Annotated in this window: 20 protein-coding genes; 9 read left to right on the forward strand and 11 right to left on the reverse strand. The window is 52.8% G+C overall.

Annotated features, from left to right (window positions below; translation table 11 throughout):
• Positions 1 to 39 precede the first annotated feature (39 nt).
• From motA to ACWB12_RS09670, 7 genes are all read left to right on the forward strand, one after another.
• Positions 40 to 909 carry a flagellar motor stator protein MotA gene (motA, locus tag ACWB12_RS09640; RefSeq protein WP_479529865.1) on the forward strand — a complete coding sequence of 290 codons (870 nt, stop codon included), beginning with the start codon at positions 40 to 42 and terminating at the stop codon, positions 907 to 909.
• The gene (locus tag ACWB12_RS09645; RefSeq protein WP_479529866.1) at positions 909 to 3,218 is read left to right on the forward strand and encodes a hypothetical protein; all 2,310 of its coding nucleotides are present in this window, start codon (positions 909 to 911) and stop codon (positions 3,216 to 3,218) included. The genes motA and ACWB12_RS09645 overlap by 1 nt, the downstream gene beginning before the upstream one ends.
• 77 nt (positions 3,219 to 3,295) lie before the next feature.
• Complete coding sequence (locus ACWB12_RS09650; RefSeq protein WP_479529867.1) at positions 3,296 to 4,108, forward strand: lysozyme family protein; 813 nt, start codon at positions 3,296 to 3,298, stop codon at positions 4,106 to 4,108.
• Complete coding sequence (gene flhA / locus ACWB12_RS09655; protein ID WP_479529868.1) at positions 4,101 to 6,197, forward strand: flagellar biosynthesis protein FlhA; 2,097 nt, start codon at positions 4,101 to 4,103, stop codon at positions 6,195 to 6,197. The genes ACWB12_RS09650 and flhA overlap by 8 nt, the downstream gene beginning before the upstream one ends.
• Complete coding sequence (locus ACWB12_RS09660; protein ID WP_479529869.1) at positions 6,194 to 6,976, forward strand: flagellar biosynthetic protein FliR; 783 nt, start codon at positions 6,194 to 6,196, stop codon at positions 6,974 to 6,976. The genes flhA and ACWB12_RS09660 overlap by 4 nt, the downstream gene beginning before the upstream one ends.
• On the forward strand, positions 6,973 to 8,064 hold the full coding sequence (locus ACWB12_RS09665) for an EscU/YscU/HrcU family type III secretion system export apparatus switch protein (RefSeq protein ID WP_479529870.1): 1,092 nt from the start codon (positions 6,973 to 6,975) through the stop codon (positions 8,062 to 8,064). The genes ACWB12_RS09660 and ACWB12_RS09665 overlap by 4 nt, the downstream gene beginning before the upstream one ends.
• Positions 8,065 to 8,076: 12 nt before the next feature.
• Positions 8,077 to 8,445, forward strand: coding sequence for a hypothetical protein (locus ACWB12_RS09670; RefSeq protein WP_479529871.1), 369 nt, complete (start codon positions 8,077 to 8,079; stop codon positions 8,443 to 8,445).
• Positions 8,446 to 8,454: 9 nt separating this feature from the next.
• Here ACWB12_RS09670 and ACWB12_RS09675 read toward each other — a convergent pair whose 3' ends face one another.
• Genes ACWB12_RS09675 through ACWB12_RS09715 form a run of 9 tightly spaced genes read right to left on the reverse strand, consistent with a single transcriptional unit; the run spans position 8,455 to position 13,033 of the window.
• Complete coding sequence (locus tag ACWB12_RS09675; protein WP_479529872.1) at positions 8,455 to 8,955, reverse strand: flagellar basal body-associated FliL family protein; 501 nt, start codon at positions 8,953 to 8,955, stop codon at positions 8,455 to 8,457.
• A gap of 11 nt (positions 8,956 to 8,966) precedes the next feature.
• Entirely contained in the window at positions 8,967 to 9,701 is a 735-nt protein-coding gene (gene flgH, locus ACWB12_RS09680) for a flagellar basal body L-ring protein FlgH (RefSeq protein WP_479529873.1), read from the reverse strand.
• 21 nt (positions 9,702 to 9,722) lie between these two features.
• Positions 9,723 to 10,142: a flagellar basal body P-ring formation chaperone FlgA gene (gene flgA, locus ACWB12_RS09685; RefSeq protein ID WP_479529874.1), complete on the reverse strand. Its 420-nt coding sequence runs from the start codon at positions 10,140 to 10,142 to the stop codon at positions 9,723 to 9,725.
• Positions 10,142 to 10,927: a flagellar basal-body rod protein FlgG gene (flgG, locus tag ACWB12_RS09690; RefSeq protein WP_479529875.1), complete on the reverse strand. Its 786-nt coding sequence runs from the start codon at positions 10,925 to 10,927 to the stop codon at positions 10,142 to 10,144. Before flgG ends, flgA begins: the two co-directional genes overlap by 1 nt.
• Positions 10,928 to 10,946: 19 nt before the next feature.
• Positions 10,947 to 11,663, reverse strand: coding sequence for a flagellar hook-basal body complex protein (locus tag ACWB12_RS09695; protein ID WP_479529876.1), 717 nt, complete (start codon positions 11,661 to 11,663; stop codon positions 10,947 to 10,949).
• 2 nt (positions 11,664 to 11,665) lie between these two features.
• Complete coding sequence (locus ACWB12_RS09700) at positions 11,666 to 11,932, reverse strand: flagellar biosynthetic protein FliQ (protein WP_479529877.1); 267 nt, start codon at positions 11,930 to 11,932, stop codon at positions 11,666 to 11,668.
• A complete protein-coding gene (fliE, locus tag ACWB12_RS09705) occupies positions 11,932 to 12,225 on the reverse strand; it encodes a flagellar hook-basal body complex protein FliE (protein WP_479529878.1) in 294 nt (97 codons plus the stop codon). Before fliE ends, ACWB12_RS09700 begins: the two co-directional genes overlap by 1 nt.
• Positions 12,226 to 12,238: 13 nt before the next feature.
• Entirely contained in the window at positions 12,239 to 12,631 is a 393-nt protein-coding gene (flgC, locus tag ACWB12_RS09710) for a flagellar basal body rod protein FlgC (protein WP_479529879.1), read from the reverse strand.
• 12 nt (positions 12,632 to 12,643) lie between these two features.
• Positions 12,644 to 13,033 carry a FlgB family protein gene (locus ACWB12_RS09715; RefSeq protein WP_479529880.1) on the reverse strand — a complete coding sequence of 130 codons (390 nt, stop codon included), beginning with the start codon at positions 13,031 to 13,033 and terminating at the stop codon, positions 12,644 to 12,646.
• 100 nt (positions 13,034 to 13,133) lie between these two features.
• On the opposite strand from ACWB12_RS09715, the gene ACWB12_RS09720 reads away from it, so the two are divergent.
• Positions 13,134 to 14,459, forward strand: coding sequence for a FliI/YscN family ATPase (locus ACWB12_RS09720; protein ID WP_479529901.1), 1,326 nt, complete (start codon positions 13,134 to 13,136; stop codon positions 14,457 to 14,459).
• A gap of 108 nt (positions 14,460 to 14,567) precedes the next feature.
• Here the strand turns inward: ACWB12_RS09720 and ACWB12_RS09725 are convergent, their stop codons facing one another.
• Positions 14,568 to 16,046: an NAD-dependent succinate-semialdehyde dehydrogenase gene (locus ACWB12_RS09725; protein ID WP_479529881.1), complete on the reverse strand. Its 1,479-nt coding sequence runs from the start codon at positions 16,044 to 16,046 to the stop codon at positions 14,568 to 14,570.
• Between the two features lie 90 nt (positions 16,047 to 16,136).
• On the opposite strand from ACWB12_RS09725, the gene ACWB12_RS09730 reads away from it, so the two are divergent.
• Complete coding sequence (locus tag ACWB12_RS09730; protein ID WP_479529882.1) at positions 16,137 to 16,931, forward strand: alpha/beta hydrolase; 795 nt, start codon at positions 16,137 to 16,139, stop codon at positions 16,929 to 16,931.
• Between the two features lie 185 nt (positions 16,932 to 17,116).
• On the opposite strand, the gene ACWB12_RS09735 is transcribed toward ACWB12_RS09730, so the two are convergent.
• Positions 17,117 to 18,106: a P1 family peptidase gene (locus ACWB12_RS09735; protein WP_479529883.1), complete on the reverse strand. Its 990-nt coding sequence runs from the start codon at positions 18,104 to 18,106 to the stop codon at positions 17,117 to 17,119.
• Positions 18,107 to 18,112: the final 6 nt, after the last annotated feature.

Consider the following 18,112-nt stretch of genomic DNA (forward strand, 5'->3'; position numbering starts at 1 on the left):
ACTTGCAGCGGAATATGTCATATTGGCGGAGTGATCTGAATGGTCGGAATTATCGGAATTATCATGATTTTTGTCATGGTCTTTGGTGGCTATCTGGCGGCTGGCGGCAAGATGGGTATCATCCTGAAGGCGGCTCCGTTCGAGTTAACAATGATTGGGGGTGCGGGCGTTGGTGCATTCCTGATCGGCAATGATATTCCGCAGGTGAAACAAACTCTCAAGGATCTGGGAAAAGTATTCAAAGGCGTGACCTGGAAACACGAAGATTATCGGGATTTGTTGTGCCTTTTGTTTGAACTGATCCGGTTTGCACGCCAGAATCCGGTTGGGCTGGAAGAACATATCGAAGCCCCGAATGAATCGTCAATTTTCTCGCGCTACCCCAAAATCCTGAAAGATAAAGAGGCAATCGCCCTGATCTGTGACACTCTGCGGTCTGCCTCAATGAATTATGACGATCCATATCAGGTAGAAGAAGTATTGGAAAAACGCATGACAGCAAATGCGCATCATGCGCTTCATTCCAGCCATGCGCTGCAGAATATGGCAGATGCTCTTCCTGCGTTGGGAATTGTTGCCGCTGTTTTGGGGATTATCAAAACAATGGGGTCGCTCGATCAGCCGCCAGAAATTCTCGGCAAGCTTATTGGTGGGGCGTTGGTCGGGACATTTCTTGGTATTTTTCTGGCATATGGTCTGGTTGGGCCGTTTGCTGGAAAGGTAAAAGCAATTGTAGAAGAGGATAACCACTTTTACCAACTTATCCGTGAAGTGCTGGTTGCGAACCTATATAAACATGCCACAAATATCTGCATCGAAGTGGGCCGTCAGAATGCGCCAGGGCATTGCCGCCCCAGTTATGGCGAACTTGAAGAGGCATTAAAGGCACTCAAGCAGGAAGCGGCGTGATGCGTATCCTTTTCGCTACGGTTTTTATCTGCTTTCCAATAATGGCCTTTGCAGATCGTGTTACTGTCCGATCTGGCGAGCACGCAGATTTTTCGAGATTGGCATTCGAGTTTACCGGACCGGTTGATTGGAAAATGGGTCGCGTTGAATACGGGTATGAGATCAGGTTGCAAAGGGTTGGGGCTGCAATCGATATCTCGGATGTGTATCGCCGGATTTCTCGTGACAGGATAAAAAACCTGACGGTTTCCGAGGATAACACGCGTATCATCTTGGCTCTGGGATGCGAATGCTATGCCGATGCATTTGAATTCAGACCCGGGTTGCTGGTTGTAGATATTAAAGATGGGCAGCCATCTTCTACGTCAAGATTCGAAACTGCATTCGACTCTGGTGAGCTTTCTGAAGATCAGAATGTCGATGCGAGCACGACTGAAAACCCTCCAGATATTTTTGCCGAAACTGCGCAGGTTTTATCAACGGACATTCTTCCGTTTGGGACGCCGATTGTGCGATCTCAAACCAGCCCTAGAGTTGGAGTGTTTGCTGAAAATGACGACGCTGCGAGTCAACTACCAACACATCGTGTCGCGGAAATGCAATCTACAATACTGCGTCAGATTGGCCGTGCTGCCTCACAAGGATTGCTGGATGCCAATCTTCCAGATCCGCCAGATGTGGGTCAAGATAGAGACGATCCCGCAAATTCTGTGGAAATAGAAGCGCTGGCACCATCTACAAAACCGCAGATCAACATTCATATTGAAAGCAGTATAGATCGTGAGTTTGCAAATTTAACCACATCCGGTTTAATGACAGATAGCGGGTCAGAATGTCTTTCGGATGCACAATTTAATGTGGTTAATTGGGGTGACGCAGATTCAGTATTGGCCAGAGTCTCTGAGAAAAGAGGTAAGATTTCAGGCGAGTTTGACCAGATTGATGAACGCGCCGTGGAGGATCTGGTAAAAGCATATATTTATGCGGGCTTCGGCGTGGAAGCCTTGGATGTGCTTGCGACTTTTGATGTGACACTTGAGGATGAAAATACCTTATCAGCAATGGCGCGAATTGTTGACGGAATGGCATCTGAGCGAAATCCGTATTTTGAAGGGCAAATCAGTTGTGATACTGATGTTGCTTTGTGGGCTGCCTTGGCCACGCCATCTTTTTCAAAACAAGACAATATCAACCGTGTTCCGGTAATTGGCGCATTTTCCAACTTACCAGTTCATCTTAGAAAGCTTCTTGGCCCGCGCTTGGCGCAGAAATTCCTAGAATTCGATGACCTTGGCACTGCCCGTTCAATAAGAAATGCCATCGCCCGTGCACCAGGAGAAGTCGGGCCGGATTTCCGTCTACTTGATGCACGGCTTGATTTGCAGCGCGGGCTTAATAATTCCGCAGAAAATGCATTAGAGGAAATAATCGTTGAAGATAGTGCGATAGCACCAAAGGCAATAATCGAGCTGCTTGAGGTGCGACTGGAAGGTGATGGTAATATTGATCACGCGCTCCTTGCCACAGCAGAATCCCATATTTTTGAACAGCAAGATACAAGAATTGGTGCAGATCTAACACGATTGATTGCGATGTCTTTTGGTCAGATCGGGGAATATCAAAAAGCATTAGGAACGCTTCAGAAGCTGGACTCATTTACGCAATTGGATAAGCAAGAGAAAGAAAAAACCTGGGAGGATGTAATAGAAAGCGTCACTGACGATGCCACAGAAGTTGCTTTGTTGCAGTTTGTTATGGCAGCCCAAGGTGAAATAGACCGTCAGGTCATATCTCGCGAAACCAGAAGAAAACTGGCTTTACGGCTGTTAAAAGAAGGTTGGTCGGCTATGGCCGAGAAGGTGCTGGCTGCACCTACTTCACCGGTAACCGATGACCGTATGATATTGGCCCATGCTTCAATTCTCGACGGGAAAGCAGAGCGAGCAATTATGATTCTTGAAAACATCGCGGGTGAAGAAGCCGCAATACTACGGGCATTGGCGTATGAGAAAGCAGGAAACTTTATGGATGCCGCGCGTGAGTATGGTGCAGGACAGGATCGTGAAAGCCAGAAATATGCTATGTGGCGATCAGAGGATTGGACGCAACTGTCTTTGACAGGATCAAGTATAGAGCAAGCAGTCGCGCAAATAATGCTAACACAAAACAAACCCGTGGATGAGGTAGAACCTTCAATCAATGAAGTTATTGCACGAGATAATTCTTTGCTAACGATGAGCAAAACAGAACGGGATACTATAGAGCGGTTGTTGGAGGAATATCCCACCCTTACACAAGAAGGCTCATAATACTTGTTTTAGTCATATTTTCTAAAGGGTTGTGGCGTATTTTGATTGAGAAACCATAGCAAGAATTGCATTCAATAATGGCCAGAACTGCCCTGAAAAACAGAAATATGTTGGCCATGAAATCTGCCAGTTATTGCAAATATATTTGCAAGTTTTTCCATCGCTTTATTCTTGTAACATCTATGTTTCTTGCGGTTGTTTTTGTGCCGGATCGTGTGAATTCTGCGCAGGATTTGTCGCTAATCTGCGATCAGGCTGCGGCATATGCTGCGCAAAAAACCGGGGTTCCGGTTTCTGTGTTGCAAGCAATTTCACTAACCGAAACGGGGCGTAGTCGAAGTGGGGAAATGCGCCCCTGGCCATGGACGGTCAACATGGAGGGCAAGGGAGTCTGGTTTGATAATGAAGATAACGCGAGGGCCTATGTTTACAAGAACTATAAGCGTGGTGCCCGCAGTTTTGATGTTGGTTGTTTCCAGATAAACTATAAGTGGCACGGACAAGAGTTTGCCTCGATTGAGGAGATGTTCGAGCCAAATCCAAACGCATTATATGCCGCGAATTTTCTTCTGAAACTATATCGGGAAAAAGGAGACTGGAGTAGTGCAGCAGGCGCATATCATTCGCGCACACCAAAATATGCGGATAAGTACGAAAAACGGTTTAATGCATTTCGAAAGGCTCTGCTTGGAAATGACACCTCACCGCCCCCATTATTAACAGTTGCGGTGGATGCACCGAATTTGCCGGAGCTTAACCCGGTTGTTCGCACTAACCATTATCCACTGCTGTTAGGTAATAGCGGCCCTCGCACACACGGGTCGCTGGTTCCACTGAGGGCAAGGCAAACGGCACAGCGCCTGATCGCGATAGGACAAGATGATGGATAAGCCATCATTTATACTTTCCAGTATTTTCCAGCCCACAATTCTGCTGGCGTTGGCGTTGATGGCAATCATCGTAATGATGATCTTGCCGGTGCCGTCATGGGTCTTGGACATAGGGTTGGCCGCATCATTCGCGCTGGCCATTCTTATGTTCACAATAACACTTTTTATTGAGCGACCACTGGAGTTTTCGGCGTTCCCAACAGTTCTGTTAGCATCCTTGATGTTGCGCTTATCGCTGAATGTATCTTCGACAAAATTGATTATTGGCGAGGGGCATACAGGCACCGGGGCCGCAGGTAATGTCATCGAAGGCTTCGCAAATTTCGTCATGGGTGGAAGCGTCTTTATGGGGCTTGTTGTTTTTGGCGTGTTGATCATCGTGAATTTCATTGTGATCACCAAAGGGGCCGCGCGCATGGCCGAAGTAGGCGCAAGATTTGCGCTTGACGGGATGCCGGGTAAGCAGCTTGCAATTGATAGTGATATGTCCGCCGGTGCAATTGATCACGCTGAAGCAAAAGCCCGCCGCGAGAGAGAGCAGGCAGAAACGACATTCTTCGGGTCCCTCGACGGCGCGTCAAAATTTGTCAAAGGTGATGCTGTTGCCGGGTTGCTTATCACTTTGTTAAACCTTGTAATGGGCCTGGTCATGGGTGTTGTAATGCACGGGATGCCCTTGTCCGACGCCTTTGAAACCTATGCAATTCTGACGGTTGGTGATGGTCTTGTCTCGCAAATTCCGGCGGTTATTATTTCGATTGCGTCGGCTTTGTTATTGTCACGGGGCGGCACAAAAGGGTCGGTTGACCGTGAGCTTATCGGCCAATTGGGGCGATATCCGGCAGCGCTTACGACTGTTGCCGTATTGATGGCGCTATTTGCACTGGTTCCGGGCTTGCCGTTTTTCCCGTTTATGGTTGGCGCGGTTGTTCTGTCGGCCAGCGCATGGGCTATGCGTAACTCTGCAATAAAAAAGAAATCCCATGAGCAGAAAACAGCGCAAGAGGTTGAGGCACAACCAACCCGGACCCCGATGGGGGATTTGCTCGATTTGGAAGATATCCATGTCGAGTTTGCCCCCGATCTGGTCAGTATGGTGTTGGATCCGGCAACGGGTCTGGATGCACGTATCGCAAATATGAGAACCCATGTTGCGTCCTCCTTTGGGCTGATCCTGCCCGAAATCCGATTGACAGATGATGCATCTCTGCCTGCGGGTACATATGTGGTTAAGGTTCAAGGGGTCGAGCAAGTGCGCGATCAATTGCGACCGGAGTGCGCCTTGGCATTGCTGCCAGATGGGCCGGATATTTTGCCCGGGGGTGAAGATGTGAGCGAGCCGGTATATGGTGCCCCTGCCCGCTGGATTGGAACCGAAGCACAAGAAGAAGCGGCCCTATCCGGTGTGACGATTGTTACAGCGACAGAAGTCTTGGCCACCCACCTTTTAGAAGTGATCAAACGAAATTTTGCGCGGCTGTTGACGTTGAAGGCATTGCGAAGGTTGTTGGACGAATTTGTTAACCTGTCGGACGACCAACGAGCAGAAGCAAATCGGCGAATGCTGGATGAATTGATGCCTGATAAAGTACCTGTAGACCTGCTGCTGACGGTAATGCGCCTGTTATTGGAGGAGCGGGTTTCTGTTCGTAATCTTCCATTGATCCTTGAGGCGATTGCCGAGGCTCGACCAGTAAATCCGTCACCAGATGCAATTTGCGAGCACGTCCGGCAACGCCTAGGATTTCAATTGGTTGCCGAGATGAAACGGGATGATGGTACGATCCCGCTAATCCAATTAGCACCGGAATGGGAGCAAACGTTTACGACCTATCAGATTGAAGGAGACCGTGGCTATGGCGATGTTGCCTTACCGCCGGATGATTTCAACAGGTTGGCGAATGGCGTGGCCGAAAAACTGGCGCGGGCATCAGAGACTGGAATTTATCCTGCGATAGCAACACCGCGCCACCGGCGACGGTTTTTGCGAACAGTTCTTTCGGCAAAGGGAATCACAAATCCCGTGCTCTCGTTTGAGGAAATCGGAATTGAGGCACGGCCTTCTCTTGTCGGTTTGGTTCCGGCATGAATGCAGCTTTGAGCACCCTTCAGGAATTTGGACAAGAAGGTTTGCTGACAGGCATTATTGTTTTTTTGCGGGTAGGGGCGGCGATGGCTGTGCTTCCGGCCTTTGGGGAAAGTTCAGTTCCACAGCGTGTTCGCCTTGGGCTAGCACTGGGATTTACGGTAATCGTCACGCCAGCTGTCGCCAGCCAAGTGGAGCCCTTAACCAAAGATCAAGGGATTTTGTCGATACTCCTTGCCACCGAGGCATTGGCAGGTCTTGCGCTGGGGATCGGGTTCCGCCTGTTTATCTTTGCGCTGCAAATGGCTGGATCAATTGCGGCACAAGCAACATCTTTGTCGCAGGTTTTCGGCGGCAGCGTCGGAGTTGACCCGCAACCGGCTATTGGCCATCTTCTGGTTTTCGGCGGCCTTGCCCTTGCGGTAATGGGCGGCCTTCATGTGAGATTGGCCGAGGCCATAATCCTGTCTTATGATGTATTGTTGCCCGGCCGGTTTCCTGACGCAGCGGTGCTCAGCGAATGGGGTGTATCACAGGTGGCAAGCGCCTTTGCATTGGCGTTTACATTGGCAGCGCCATTTATCATTGCCTCACTGATATATAATGTAGCGCTTGGCGTGATTAATCGGGCAATGCCACAGTTGATGGTGGCATTTGTCGGGGCGCCGGCGATCACAGCCGGGGCGCTCGTTCTAATGTTTCTGGTTCTGCCGTTGATGTTGTCAGTCTGGTCGAGCGAGCTGTCAGAGTATCTACAAATTCCGTTTGGGTGGCGCAGATGAGCGGCGGAGCTGAGGACGACGACAAGCAATTTGAGCCAACACAAAAGAAGCTGGATGATGCACGTAAAAAAGGCGAAGTTGCGAAATCTACGGATTTGAATACCGCAGCATCTTATGGTGGGATTTTGTTGGTTGCCGTTGCTATGGGTGCTGTGTTGACCTCCAATTTTGGACAGTTATTGGCCAATATGCTGGAAAATTCCGATCAAATCTCCGAAATATTCTTTAATGACAGTGCACAATCGACCTCCGGCGGGATAATGAAAGTACTGCTAACCTCTGTTGGCCCATGGTTTCTTATTCCGGGGTTACTTGTATTGCTTACAATTCTTGCCCAGCGTAGTTTTATTGTGGCACCAGAAAAACTGACCCCGAAACGCTCGCGCATTTCACTCCTTTCGAATGCCAAGAATAAATTCGGGCGCAGCGGTTTATTCGAGTTTGGGAAAAGCTTTTTCAAACTGTTGATATATTCTGTAGTGCTGGCCATGTTTTTGAAAACCAAGCTGCCTGAAATTTTGGGAACTGTGCACCTTTCCCCCGCAATGGTGACAAGCGTTTTGCTGCGCCTGGTCGTGGAATTTTTATCCATTGTTTTAATCATCGCCCTTGCCATAGGGGCTGTGGATTTTCTGTTTCAAAAGGCCGAACATACCCGCCGAAATATGATGTCACGTAAGGAAATGACAGACGAAGCAAAGCAGAGCGAGGGTGATCCGCACATGAAACAACAACGCCGGCAAAAGGGGTATGCTATTGCAATGAACCAGATGCTGGCTGATGTGCCGGAAGCTGATGTTATCATTGTTAACCCAGAGCACTATGCAGTTGCATTGAAATGGAATCGAAGTTCCGGCGCCGCACCGTCCTGTGTGGCCAAGGGTGTGGATGAAATTGCTGCGCGGATAAGAGAGGCGGCTGCCGAAGCTGGAGTGCCAATTCATCGTGATCCACCCACAGCCCGAACACTATTTGCAACTGTCGAGATCGGGCAGGAAGTTCGGCCAGAACATTACCATGCTGTGGCTGCCGCAATTCGCTTTGCAGAAAAGCTGCGGAATGTAGCACAGCCTCGGGGGCGTGTGTAATTGGAGAAACAGTTGAAAACGCTACGTGCCTTAACCCAAATGGCGCTAGACGTAGAAATGATGAAGCTTCAGCGCACCGTAAGGGAAGAGCAAAGAAAAGCGAGCCAGATCCAGAGCCTGAACACGTCAGGCACAGACAGGGATGCATCACTTACGAATAACGGGTGTGTGGATATTGCACTTTATGCAGGGGCCGATGATCGCTGGAGAATGTGGAGGCAAAAAGAAATAATGAATCTGAACACCCAAAGAGCAGCCTTGATTGCGGTAAAGGATGAGCAAAAAATGCACACGCAAAAAGCATTCGGCAAAGATGAAGCTGTGCGACGGCTTGTGGTTAGGGCTTCGGATGCTGCACGGTTAAAACATAACAAGCTGTGAAAGTATCAGTTAAACATCCTGCCGCACAATTTCCGCAATCAGCACGTCCTTGACGACGGGGCCTGCAACTTTTTTGGCAATCTCATACAGGGAATCCCTAAGCAGGGTCATATTATTACTGTTGGTAAATGTCCCCTCAAACCCGCCTGCATTTGCGTGGTCAAACAGGACCTGGTTGAATGCATCCCGCAGTTTTGGCTCTCTTTGAAACGTTGCTTCTTTCCCGCCGGGCGTCACTTCAAGACTGATTGATAATACAACCAGTGCGGCCATTTTCCCGTCCTTGACCACGGGTATGACAAACTGGTTATTCATTTTCACGTATTCAGGAACAACGTCATTACCTTGTTCATCCGTGTCACGGGCAGTCTCGACGTGGCCCTCTTTGGCTTCGGGACCACAAGTGGCAGCATCGGTTTCCACAATCGGTTCAGGTTTCAGCATGACGCCCGCCCCGATGCCAGCGCCAACACCAATAAGTGCAAATAGAATAGGGAGTATTTTACCCATAACTAACCTCGTTAAAATGGCAGGATAATATCGGCAGCCTGCTGGCCATAGCGGGGCTGCTGCGCATCTGATATCTGACCGCGCCCACCGTATGAAATTCGGGCCGAAGCAATCTTGTCATATGTGATCTGGTTTTGGCGCGAAATGTCCTCGGGGCGAACATAACCCGAGATCAACAGCTCGCGGATTTCAAAGTTCACCCGAACCTCTTGTGAGCCTTGAATTGCTAGCACACCGTTTTGCAACACATCCACAACGGTCGCGGCAACCCTAAGAGTAAGTTTTTCCTTGCGCCGGACCGATCCGTCCCCAGCAAAGGTGCTGGTCGAATTGCTTTCAAAGGCGGTTCCCATTGTCGCCCCTGCCGGAAGTTTTTCATCGATGCGCTGCGGGATACCCAACAGGTTTGGCAGGCCTGCCCGTTCAGACCCATTGCGATTGCGAGCGGTTGAATTTGAAATCTCGGCCTTGTCATCGATCTCGATAACAACAGTCAAAATATCACCGCGCTGAACGGCGCGCCGATCCCCCAATAATGACTGCCGGCCTGCATCCCAGAGCGAGGCGGTATCCGCGGGCCGGTGCCGCTCAACGCTTTGCACAAGGGAAGGGGTCATCATTGCATACTGTTCATCCGTGCCTTGAATCGGTGTTAGTGGCGGAACCTGCCCAACGGTTTTCAACTTGGCACAGCCTGATGTAGCCAACAGGATGATGATCAGGGATAGGCAAGAAGATCGAGACATTTACAGGTCCTTATATTTATTTTATCGGCCAACGGTGACAGTGCCGTCAGCACCAATTATTCCGGTAATTGTGGTGCGGGATGTCAGGTTCATCACTCGCAAATAATCACCAACGCCACCGCGCCCCAACGCACGAGCATCAGCCATTATGCGCAAGCCGCCGCGTCGATAAACCAGCATAACAATCTGGTTTCGCTTGATGATTGCTGCTGGCCCAACGTCGCTCGGACGAATAGGACGACCTGCATATAAAACCACCCGCGCCTCCAGCCCCACGGCATCTTCAATCCGGTCAAGCGACCCGGCAATGTCCACATCCTTAAGAAGGACGTCATCGGCGGTGATAATTGAGTGACTGCGTATAGTTCGCGTCGCAACAAGAGTTTCGCCAAAGGCGGTTGAGGCGAAAAGTGAAAATATTATAAAAATCCATTTCACCATCAGCGGATCTGTGTGGTTGCGCCGAGCATTTGATCAGCGGCAGAGATAACTTTTGCATTCAGTTCATAACCGCGCTGGGCTTCGATCAATTCGGTGATTTCGCGCACGGCATCAACGGAAGAATTCTCCAGATATCCTTGGCGCAATACTCCCAAGCCGTTTTCACCAGGCGAACTGACTAGGGCAGGTCCAGAGGCTCCCGTTTCCAGAAACAGGTTGCTTCCGATCGCCTCCATCCCCTTTGGATTGGTGAATGTGGCCAGTGTGAACTGACCTAATAATTCGGGTTCCACGCGGTCGTTGAAATAGGCATACACCTCACCCTCGGCGTTGATGGCGATGCTGCGAGCGTCGGACGGGATGGTGATATCGGGCACCACGCCGTAACCTTCCGAATTCACGATCAACCCGTCGGCAGAGCGTTTCAACCCACCGTCCCGAGTGTAGCCTGAAGCGCCGGACGGCAGGGTCACTTCAAAATATCCCGCCCCCTCAATCGCCAAATCCAGATCACCACCCGTGGCCGCCAGTGACCCTTGCGCCAGTTGCACGGAAACCGATGCTGGCCGCACCCCCAATCCCAGTTGAACACCGGTTGGTAAAACCGTCCCGTCTGCGGCATTGATTGTCCCCGCACGTGTGGCTTGTTGGTAATGCAGATCGGCAAATTCGGCACGCCGGGCATTGTATCCGGTTGTGCTCATATTGGCGAGGTTGTTCGAGATCACCTCGACCCGCATCTGTTGGGCCATCATTCCGGTGGCGGCAATTTTAAGGGCGCGCATCTGGGCCTCCTTTTGTTATTTATCGACCAAGGGTAGAAAGGACGCCGCGAATGCGTTCATCCTCTTTATCCAGAAAACCCTGACCCAGTTCATAAGAGCGCTGAACCTCGATCATGCGGGCAATTTCGATCACGGGGTTCACGTTGGAATCCTCGACGAACCCCTGCATAATGGCGGAATCCTCAACCGGAACAACATCACCCTTAACCTGAAACCGAACCCCGTTCTGACGGGTCAGGTCGGTGGGATCAGCGGGCGTATACAGTCCGATCTGGGTTTGTGGCAGACCATCAGCACTAAGTGTTCCGTCCGCCGATACCGTGATTGAACGCGCATCGGGCGGAATGAAAATTGGGGAACCACCGCCATCCAGTAAACGGTACCCATCCGGCGTGACCAGCTCACCCTCGCCATTGGGGGTAAAACTGCCAGCTCGGGTCAGTTGCTGGCCATCCGGCGTTTCGATCATGAAAAAACCGTCGCCCTCGATAGCGAAATCAAAGCTGCCGTTGGTCTGGGTCAGGGTGCCCTGCTGTTGCATGGTCAGCCGTACGTTTGCGGTGGCCATAGAGAGCGAGCTTTCTTTGCCGTCCAGCGCCTTGATGTGTTCGGCAAAAATCACACCTTCTTTGCGAAACCCTGTAGTCGATAGATTGGCAAGGTTATTCGCCACTGTCGACATCTCGCGCAATAGGCCAGCTTGACGGGTCAGGGTGGTGTATCCAGCATTTTCCATGCCTATCCTCCTGCGATCAATGGAATGATGGTGCTGGTGAAAAATGACACCAGCGTTTCGGTCATGAAACTCATTGAAACCCAGAACACCGCCAGAATTGCACCCAGTTTGGGCACAAACGTCAGCGTCATTTCCTGAATAGAGGTCAGCGCCTGAAACAGGCCAACCGTTAGGCCCGTTATCAGCGCAACCGTCAGAATCGGCAGCGATATAACCACCGCAATCCATAACCCTTCTCGCAGGGTATCAAAAAATATCAGCTCGTTCATTAGACTGGCATCCTCAGGATTTCTTGATAAGCCTCGACCACCTTGTCGCGCACTGTCACGGCGGTCTCGATTGCCAATTCGGTTTGCGCCAGCGCGGTGACCAATGACAGCGGGTCGGCACCACCTGCCATAGCCGCCTTGGCCACGTCTTCGCCCTGTTGCAGGGTTGCGGCAAAATCGGCAGCAACTTGGCCAAAGGCCCCCAGCCCGCCCGCACCCGCGTCAGGCTTTGGCGCTGTCGCGGGGCGGGTTGCTGCATATTGCTGGGCTGCGAGTGAGGATTTAATGTCCATTCTAGATCACCTTTTATCTGCGCAATAGTTCAAGCAGGCTGGACGACATTTGCCGCGCCTGATCGAACATTTTGAGGTTCGCCTCATAGCTGCGCTGCGCTTCGCGCGCGTCAGCAATTTCGATCACTAGATTGACGTTCGATCCATCATAGTTACCATTTTCGTCCGCAAGCGGATGCCCCGGATCATAGATCCGCGTCAGTTCGGACCGGTCAAGTTCCACCTGACCGATTTTCACTTCACCCGTGCGTTGCCCCCCTGTAACCACATCTTCAAAAGATGCCGTTTTCCGGCGGTAACCGGGGGTATCTGTATTGGCAATATTTTCCGAAACATGGCGCAGGCGGGCGGCCTGTGCCTGCATGCCACTGGTCGCCAATGCGCGGATTTTCATCAATTCACTCATGATAATATCTCCTTACCTGCGGCCTAGACTGGTGCGCAGAATGCCCATTGATGATTGGTAGATGGCTATGGCGCGTTTATGGTTCCCGCTAATTTCGGTGGCCTTCATCATCTCGCCCTCAAGCGACACATTGTTGCCATTGGGCGATTCGCTACCCGCTCCCGCGATGATACGCGGCGCAGACGAATAGGCACTGCTTCCCATAAGGTGTCCTGCCCGCGTGGCGCGAATTTCCATCCCGCCGGATTGATCACGATATGTATCGGCAAAAGACGCCAGATCGCGGGCCTTATAGCCCGGCGTATCGGCATTGGCGATATTCTGCGCGGTCAGTGCCTGACGCGATGCAGCGTGGCGGGCCATTGCGCCTGCCATCTGGAATATCTCTAGTTTTTCAAACATCGGGGCTTCTCCCTCGAGTAATTTCAACCAATGCTTAACTGTGATTCCTTTAGAAAAGGTTGTCAGAACCAAACAGGAGAATCCGGTGACGGTAATAGATATGGATTGCCTTACGGCAGAAATTGCAGCACTGCGCCCCGTGCATAGCGTTGGTCGCGTGGTCGAAATCGGGCGCGGAACGCTCACCGTCAAAGGGCTGTCGGCTACCGCCAGTCTGGGCGATCAGGTCAGCATTATGCGTCGTGGCAATGTCACAATGGGCGGCGAGGTCTTGCAACTGACGCGCGACGAAGTGGTCATCCTGCCCGACCGTTCCGCCGAAGGTGTGGTGATCAATGATCGCGTCACTTTGCTGGGGGAGGCAACAATCGCGCCTGACAGCAACTGGATCGGCCGTGTGATTGATCCATCTGGCAAGCCATTGGACGGGCGCCTCCTGATGCGTGGAGTAGCCCCGCGTCCGATGCGTGCTGCCCCACCAAAGGCTACGGAACGTCGCCCGCTGGGGGAACGTCTGGAAACCGGCGTGGCGATCTTTAACACGATGTTGCCGATTGTGCGTGGCCAGCGGATTGGCCTGTTCGCGGGGTCTGGCGTTGGTAAATCCACCCTGCTGGCCGACTTTGCCCGCGGGGTATCGGCTGATGTGGTAGTGATCGCCCTGATTGGTGAGCGGGGCCGAGAAGTGCGGGAATTTGTCGATCACGTGCTGGGGCCAGAGGGTATGAAACGCGCCGTCGTGGTCGCCGCCACCTCGGACCAGTCCCCGCTGGTGCGCCGTCGTTGCGCATGGACAGCAATGGCCGTGGCCGAACATTTCCGCGACCAAGGCAAACATGTATTGCTACTGGCCGATTCCATTACCCGCTTTGCCGAAGCCCACCGCGAGGTCGCACTGGCCTCGGGCGAGGTTGCCTCCTTGCGCGGCTATCCGCCATCAACCTCGCATATGATCATGTCCCTGTGCGAACGTGCAGGTCCGGGAACGGATGATGTGGGCGACATTACGGCTGTGTTCAGCGTGCTGGTCGCGGGCTCTGACATGGAGGAACCAGTGGCCGACATCCTGCGCGGTGTGCTGGATGGGCATGTGGTGATGGACCGCAAAATCGCCGAACGCGGGCGGTTTCCGGCGATTGATCTGCTGCGTTCGGTATCGCGTAGCCTACCCGCCGCCGCCACGCCGGATGAAAACGATCTAATCAGTCAGGCCCGCCGCTTGCTGGGCGCATATGATCGCGCCGAAATGATGATTCAGGCGGGGTTGTATTCGACCGGATCAGACCCGATGATCGACGCCGCCATTCAGGTCTGGCCACAACTCGACAGCTTCTTGGCCCGCCCCGAGCCAGACAACACCGCCGCAAGTTTCGCCCATTTGGCGGAATGTTTCGCAAGCGAAGCAGTAGAGCCTGAACCCGCCTAAAGCATGTTGCGTTAAAGTGAATCCATCTAACAACCGAACGCAGTTGCTGTGCAACCACGGCTTCGGCTTGCCAGATGAATGCTCTAAACTGGGTTATACGCAACCCGCTTAAACCGACATGCAGATATATTTCATCTCCAGATAATCTTCCATCCCGTGGCGCGAACCTTCACGGCCCAAGCCCGACTGCTTGACCCCGCCAAATGGCGCAACCTCGGTTGAAATGATGCCGGTGTTGATGCCGACCATGCCATATTCCAGCGCCTCGGCCACCTTATATACGCGGCTCAGATCATTGGCATAGAAATACGACGCCAACCCGAAAATAGTGTCATTGGCCATCTCGATCACCTCGTCCACAGTGTCGAACTTGAACAGGGCGGCCAACGGACCAAAGGTCTCGTCTTGCGCCACGCTCATCGCTTGGGTCACACCCGTGACCACAGTGGGCTGATAAAACGTGCCGCCCAGATTATGCCCCTTGCCGCCCATCAGAATTTCCGCGCCTTTAGCTGTGGCATCATCCAGATGCGCCTGCACTTTTTCAACAGCAGCCTCACTGATCAACGGCCCCGTGGTGATGCCATCATTCAACCCGTCGCCGACATTCAGATTGCCAACCGCCACAGCCAGCTTTTTGGCGAATTCATCATAGACCGCCGCCTGCACATATATCCGGTTCGCACATACACAAGTCTGGCCATTATTGCGGAACTTGCAGATCATTGCACCTTCGACAGCGGCATCCAGATCGGCATCATCAAACACGATGAACGGCGCGTTGCCGCCCAATTCCATCGAACACTTCATCACCTGATCTGCGGCTTGGCGCAATAAAATACGCCCCACATTGGTGGACCCTGTAAAGGTCAGTTTGCGCACAGTCGGGTTCTCGCAAAATTCCTTGCCCACACCAGATGCGTCCGTCGATGGCACCACAGAAAACACCCCCGCCGGAAGGCCCGCCCGCTCACCCAGCACCGCCAACGCCAAGGCCGACAATGGCGTCAGTTCCGATGGCCGCGCCACAAAAGCACAGCCCGCCGCCAACGCTGGTCCGGCCTTGCGGGTGATCATCGCGTTGGGAAAATTCCACGGGGTGATGGAGCCGACAACACCGATTGGCTGCTTGATCACCGTGATGCGTTTGTCCGTTTGATGGCCTGGAATGGTCTCGCCGTAAACCCGCTTGGCCTCCTCGGCAAACCACTCGATAAACGACGCGCCATAAACGATCTCGCCACGTGCCTCGCCCACAGGCTTGCCCATTTCAGCGGTCAGGATGATGGCCAGATCATCGGCATTCTCAATCATCAACTCATACCAGCGACGCAACACATTGGCCCGCTCCTTGGCCGTCAGCGCTGCCCACTTTTTCTGCGCAACATAAGCCGCCGCAATGGCACGTCTCACATCCGCACGGGGCAAATCCGCCACCGTGCAAATTGCATCACCCCGTGCTGGGTTGCGCACCTCGAATGTGGCACCATCGCTGGCTTCCACCCACGCCCCGTCAACATAGCCTTTGGTCGCCAACAGGCTCGGATCTTTCAATAGGGTTGCTAAATCGGTTTTGGAATCTAACATGACGTTCTCCTGCAATTGCCGTTAGGCAAATCCAAACCACGCATGCGCAAACTTGTCCAGCATTAGCTAGAGAGCGCCAAAGGATACCAGATGGATTACGACGACGCCTACTCAAACGGTGCCTACATCAACGACGCCGATAGCTACCCGCCAAAATGGGAAGACGCCGCGCATGAATGGCGCAGCGTTGAAAATGCCGTAGGCCGCGCCCGCCTGAACCTGTCTTACGGGACCAGCGACCGCGAAGTCTTCGATCTGTTCTACCCCGCGTCTGGCAAACCCAAAGGCTTGATGGTGTTCGTGCATGGCGGCTACTGGATGGCCTTTGACAATAAATCATGGTCACATTTATCGGCAGGGGCCACAGACCGCGGCTGGGCCGTGGCAATGCCCTCCTACACCTTGGCCCCTGCCGTGCACATTTCCGAAATCACCCAGCAAATTGCCCGCGCAATTGATACCGCTGCCAAAGCCGTCACCGGCCCGATTGTGCTCACGGGTCACTCCGCTGGCGGTCATTTGGTCGCGCGGATGCGGTGTGCGGATGTGGCGCTCACAGTGGCGAATCGCTTGCAAAACATCGTGCCCATTTCGCCCCTGTCCGACCTGCGCCCCTTGCTGCACACCAAAATGAATGACACCCTAAAACTGGATACGGAAGAAGCAATCAGCCAAAGCCCGCTGCTCACCAAATCCCTGCGCAATATTCCCACCCACGTCTGGGTCGGCGCAGATGAACGCCCCGCATTTCTGGACCAGGCCCGTTGGCTGGCAGATGCGTGGGATAATACATCCCTGACCATCACACCCGACCGGCACCATTTCGATGTGATTGATGATCTGGCGGACGAGGACAGCGCCTTGATGGGGGCATTGCTGGGCTAGAGCTGGCGTTTACCTAGCTTTAACACTTCACAGCGTCCGCACCGTTAATGCGCCAATTCGTGCAGCGCGTATGTAGAAAAACCATACGGTATCCATACGCCAAAACCGGCCCCAAAACCCTTGTTTACCTATTGATTCGCCTGCTTTTACCTAAACCCGCCAAACACCCCCACCGCGCGTTGCGTTCAGCCGAATTTCTCCGCCCAAGTCGGCAGTACATCCCCGTCCTCACCCGTCGCTTCATAAACCCCCCGCGCAATCGCGCGGCTCAGGCAAACCGCCGCTGCATGTCCCAATCGCAACGGATCAAACACCGGATCGGGCAGTTCGACTTTACCCGTCGAAACCCCGAACACCAGATCACCGTCAAACGGCGTATGGCTCGGCACAATCGCCCGCGCCATCCCGTCATGTGCTGCCGTTGCCATCCGCGTTGCCTGCGCTTGGGTCATCACCGCATCGGTGGCGATAATCGCAATCGTGGTGCTTTCACCCAACTGCGCTTCGGGGAATGGCTCGTGATGTGCGTCATACTGTGTGGCCACCTTGCCACCGCCAAATTCACCCCCCATTTCAAACGGTGCCGCCCAGAATTCAGGCCCGTCGTCAACCGTCACCGACCCCAACGCATTTACCGCCACCAACGCCCCAATAGTCACGCCGCATTCCAGCACAACCGACGCCGATCCCAGCCCGCCTTTTAGCCCTGTCACTGTCGCCCCAGCGCCCGCCCCATGACTGCCCAATGCAAATTCAACACCCGCATTATCCAGCGCCATTACGCCCAGATTACGGTAAGGATTTTCAACCCAATCCTTGTCGCCACCATTCAGCAAATCAAACAGGATCGCCGTCGGAATAATCGGCACATTTTGGCCGCCAACATCAAACCCGCGGCCCATTTTGCGTAACCTATCCCCCACACCTGATGCCGCATCCAGACCAAAGGCCGACCCACCTGACAACACCAGCGCATCCACCTCTTGCACCACTTTGTCAGGGGCCAATAAATCGGTTTCGCGGGTTCCAGGCGCCCCGCCCATCACATGCACACCCGCCACAAATGGCATGTCTCCAATCAGCACAGTTGTCCCCGATTTAACATGGGCATCAGCGGCATTACCAACCCGTAAACCCGCCACATCAGTTATCAGATTATGCGCTCCGACTCTCATCTAATC

Source organism: Profundibacter sp. (genome assembly GCF_056498605.1).

Bases quoted from the DNA above. Each gene is read 5' to 3' on its own strand.
- motA (WP_479529865.1), top strand. From the start codon at position 40: ATGGTCGGAATTATCGGAATTATCATGATTTTTGTCATGGTCTTTGGT.
- ACWB12_RS09645 (WP_479529866.1), top strand. From the start codon at position 909: ATGCGTATCCTTTTCGCTACGGTTTTTATCTGCTTTCCAATAATGGCC.
- ACWB12_RS09650 (WP_479529867.1), top strand. From the start codon at position 3,296: ATGGCCAGAACTGCCCTGAAAAACAGAAATATGTTGGCCATGAAATCT.
- flhA (WP_479529868.1), top strand. From the start codon at position 4,101: ATGGATAAGCCATCATTTATACTTTCCAGTATTTTCCAGCCCACAATT.
- ACWB12_RS09660 (WP_479529869.1), top strand. From the start codon at position 6,194: ATGAATGCAGCTTTGAGCACCCTTCAGGAATTTGGACAAGAAGGTTTG.
- ACWB12_RS09665 (WP_479529870.1), top strand. From the start codon at position 6,973: ATGAGCGGCGGAGCTGAGGACGACGACAAGCAATTTGAGCCAACACAA.
- ACWB12_RS09675 (WP_479529872.1), bottom strand. From the start codon at position 8,955: ATGGGTAAAATACTCCCTATTCTATTTGCACTTATTGGTGTTGGCGCT.
- flgH (WP_479529873.1), bottom strand. From the start codon at position 9,701: ATGTCTCGATCTTCTTGCCTATCCCTGATCATCATCCTGTTGGCTACA.
- flgA (WP_479529874.1), bottom strand. From the start codon at position 10,142: ATGGTGAAATGGATTTTTATAATATTTTCACTTTTCGCCTCAACCGCC.
- flgG (WP_479529875.1), bottom strand. From the start codon at position 10,927: ATGCGCGCCCTTAAAATTGCCGCCACCGGAATGATGGCCCAACAGATG.
- ACWB12_RS09695 (WP_479529876.1), bottom strand. From the start codon at position 11,663: ATGGAAAATGCTGGATACACCACCCTGACCCGTCAAGCTGGCCTATTG.
- ACWB12_RS09700 (WP_479529877.1), bottom strand. From the start codon at position 11,932: ATGAACGAGCTGATATTTTTTGATACCCTGCGAGAAGGGTTATGGATT.
- fliE (WP_479529878.1), bottom strand. From the start codon at position 12,225: ATGGACATTAAATCCTCACTCGCAGCCCAGCAATATGCAGCAACCCGC.
- flgC (WP_479529879.1), bottom strand. From the start codon at position 12,631: ATGAGTGAATTGATGAAAATCCGCGCATTGGCGACCAGTGGCATGCAG.
- ACWB12_RS09715 (WP_479529880.1), bottom strand. From the start codon at position 13,033: ATGTTTGAAAAACTAGAGATATTCCAGATGGCAGGCGCAATGGCCCGC.
- ACWB12_RS09720 (WP_479529901.1), top strand. From the start codon at position 13,134: ATGGATTGCCTTACGGCAGAAATTGCAGCACTGCGCCCCGTGCATAGC.
- ACWB12_RS09725 (WP_479529881.1), bottom strand. From the start codon at position 16,046: ATGTTAGATTCCAAAACCGATTTAGCAACCCTATTGAAAGATCCGAGC.
- ACWB12_RS09730 (WP_479529882.1), top strand. From the start codon at position 16,137: ATGGATTACGACGACGCCTACTCAAACGGTGCCTACATCAACGACGCC.
- ACWB12_RS09735 (WP_479529883.1), bottom strand. From the start codon at position 18,106: ATGAGAGTCGGAGCGCATAATCTGATAACTGATGTGGCGGGTTTACGG.